Origin of the sequence: uncultured Paraglaciecola sp. (assembly GCF_913058035.1) — a bacterium.
Lineage (GTDB): Bacteria > Pseudomonadota > Gammaproteobacteria > Enterobacterales > Alteromonadaceae > Paraglaciecola.
Map to the genome: position 1 here is coordinate 1 of NZ_CAJXPA010000328.1, position 2,457 is coordinate 2,457.

General features: G+C 40.0%; 4 protein-coding genes. All 4 read left to right on the forward strand.

Features of this window, described 5'->3' with window-relative positions; genetic code table 11:
- Nucleotides 1-1,183, forward strand: a 1,183-nt coding sequence (locus QZ562_RS20910) for an aminotransferase class III-fold pyridoxal phosphate-dependent enzyme (protein ID WP_293764623.1), incomplete at its 5' end; no start/stop codon positions are given.
- An 81-nt stretch (nucleotides 1,184-1,264) separates the two neighbouring features.
- Complete coding sequence (locus tag QZ562_RS21400) at nucleotides 1,265-1,480, forward strand: hypothetical protein (RefSeq protein ID WP_363315394.1); 216 nt, start codon at nucleotides 1,265-1,267, stop codon at nucleotides 1,478-1,480.
- A complete protein-coding gene (locus tag QZ562_RS21405; RefSeq protein ID WP_363315395.1) occupies nucleotides 1,467-1,964 on the forward strand; it encodes an aldehyde dehydrogenase family protein in 498 nt (165 codons plus the stop codon). The genes QZ562_RS21400 and QZ562_RS21405 overlap by 14 nt, the downstream gene beginning before the upstream one ends.
- On the forward strand, nucleotides 1,957-2,079 hold the full coding sequence (locus QZ562_RS21410) for a hypothetical protein (protein ID WP_363315396.1): 123 nt from the start codon (nucleotides 1,957-1,959) through the stop codon (nucleotides 2,077-2,079). The genes QZ562_RS21405 and QZ562_RS21410 overlap by 8 nt, the downstream gene beginning before the upstream one ends.
- Nucleotides 2,080-2,457: the final 378 nt, after the last annotated feature.

Genomic DNA, 2,457 nt, shown 5'->3' on the forward strand with positions numbered 1-2,457 from the left:
TGATGGTCTTTCTGGATTGTGGACTTGTGGTGCAGGTCATGGTCGCCCAGAAATAGTTGAAGCGGTGAGCCAACAAATCAAGGAACTTGATTACTCCCCCGCTTTTCAGTTTGGTCACCCAAAGTCTTTTGAACTAGCACATCGCATAACACAGCTTATGCCTAATGGTCTAAATCGCGTATTTTTTACCGGTTCAGGCTCTGACTCAGTTGAGACCGCATTGAAAATCGTGCGTGGTTACTGGCGTAAAAAAGGAATGGCCTGCAAAACTCGATTTATAGGTCGAGCAAAAGGCTATCACGGTGTAAACTTTGGTGGCATAAGTGTCGGAGGCATTGGTGCCAACCGTGGTCTTTTTGGGCAAGGTATTGAGGCAGGACATATGCCTCATACTATTTTAGCTAGCAATGCTTTCACCAAAGGAATGCCTAATGAAGGTGCATATTTAGCTGATAACCTTGAAGATATGATAGCTATGTATGACGCATCGACCATCGCAGCCGTCATTGTTGAACCTATGGCAGGTTCAGCGGGTGTTATCCCTCCACCCGTCGGATATTTAAAACGATTACGTGAAATATGTGACAAACACAATATCCTACTCATATTTGATGAAGTGATCACAGCTTTTGGACGTATGGGTGCTAATACTGGTGCTGAAAAATTTGGGGTAGTTCCTGATATTATGACTGTCGCCAAACAATTAACTAATGGTGTTATTCCCATGGGTGCTGTTATTTCAAAGCAAGAAATTTATGATACTTATATGGACACTGGCGGTCCTGAATATATGCTGGAATTACCGCATGGATATACTTATTCTGCTCACCCCGTAGCATGTGCTGCAGCTCTAGCAACATTGGACCTTTTAGCCACTGATAAGTTACCTCAACGTGTCGAAACTATGGCACCGCATTTTCAAGAAATGCTGCACAGTTTAAAAGGCACAAAACATGTTACTGATATTAGAAATTATGGTTTAGCTGGCGCACTGACTATTGACGCAGTTCCTGGACAACCTGCCATGCGCCCATACGAAATTGCCATGAAGTGTTGGCAGAAGGGCTTTTATGTTCGCTATGGTGGCGATACGGTTCAACTTGGCTTACCTTTCACAGTTGAAACGGCTGAAATTGACAGTTTAGTAAATGCGCTTGGTGAGTCACTAAGCGAAACTGATTAATCGTAGTTCATTCGACCTCATAAATGACGAGTATCAGACCAAACATGATGTTTATTTAGGTATTTGAATTATGGATACAATATGACAACCATAGGCCACTTCTGTAACGGTGAACTATTAACAGATGATACACGTCCCAAAGAGGGGGCTAATCCTGCGACTGGTAAAGCAGAAAAGACAGTATCGTTATCGTCAAAAAAGACAATGAAAAGTGCGATAGGTTGCGCACACGCAGCTTTTCTTCAGTGGCATAATACTCCGCCCAATAAATGTGCAGAGTATTATGTTCCAGTTTAAAGAACTGTTGGAACACGACACTGACCTAATAGTAAAACGTATCGATGAAGAACACGGTAAAAATGTAGTTCCTAACAGTCAATCTTGGAGTGAATTTCAGCTAATTGAAATACTAGCCGGTATTATACCATTTAGCTTCCTTACCATAACACCCAAGTTAATGTTCCTATTAACCATCGTTTGCGGTAACAATTTTACTCTAAAGTCATCAGAGCGTTCACCCAGTTCGACGATGCATATTGCACGATTATTGAAAGAAGTAGGGTTACCAAACGGTGAAATAGTCGTCATTTTTATTAATATCGCTGATCATCAAGGGGCAAAAATAGTTGCTGATGGACATAACCCACAAGTTTCGAATTTATCTAATGGTTTCTTTGTTGGTGATACCTTAATAGATAATATAACGTCTAAAATGGATTGTAACAAAGCAGTAATTATTTGGTCCCGTGTTGCTAGTTATCTGTGTGAAAACTATGGATGAAACAATACAACTCATCAACGACAATGAGTTCGGCAACGGCACTTACATATTCACTCGAGATAGAGATGCTGCTCGTTACTTTTTAGACCATCCAAGTGGAAATGGTGGGTATTAATGTTCCTTTACCTGTGCCAGTTGCTTATCATAGTTTTGGTGGTTAAAAACGGTCGTTATTTGGTGACCTTAATGCCTAGGTCATGAGGATGTTCGTTTTTATACAAAACATAAAACTATGACACAACATTGACCATCAAGTGGTTTAAGAGAAGTGGTTTAAAAGAATTGGTTTAAGAAAAGGCGCATCATTCTCACGATAGAAATCCTTAAGGTAAACAACATATTGACTTGAGTGATCAATCTAATTGGGCCAATTTATTTTTTGGCTAAAAGCAACTAAATAGTGAACGAGTTAATGTCGACCGACATAACTCATATCAAAATGAAGCGTTAGTCTTCATAGTTAAGTGAAACGTTAGATAATGGTTAATAATAG

Coding starts and splice junctions, on each gene's coding strand:
- QZ562_RS21400 (WP_363315394.1), top strand. CDS start 1,265: ATGACAACCATAGGCCACTTCTGTAACGGTGAACTATTAACAGATGAT.
- QZ562_RS21405 (WP_363315395.1), top strand. CDS start 1,467: ATGTTCCAGTTTAAAGAACTGTTGGAACACGACACTGACCTAATAGTA.
- QZ562_RS21410 (WP_363315396.1), top strand. CDS start 1,957: ATGGATGAAACAATACAACTCATCAACGACAATGAGTTCGGCAACGGC.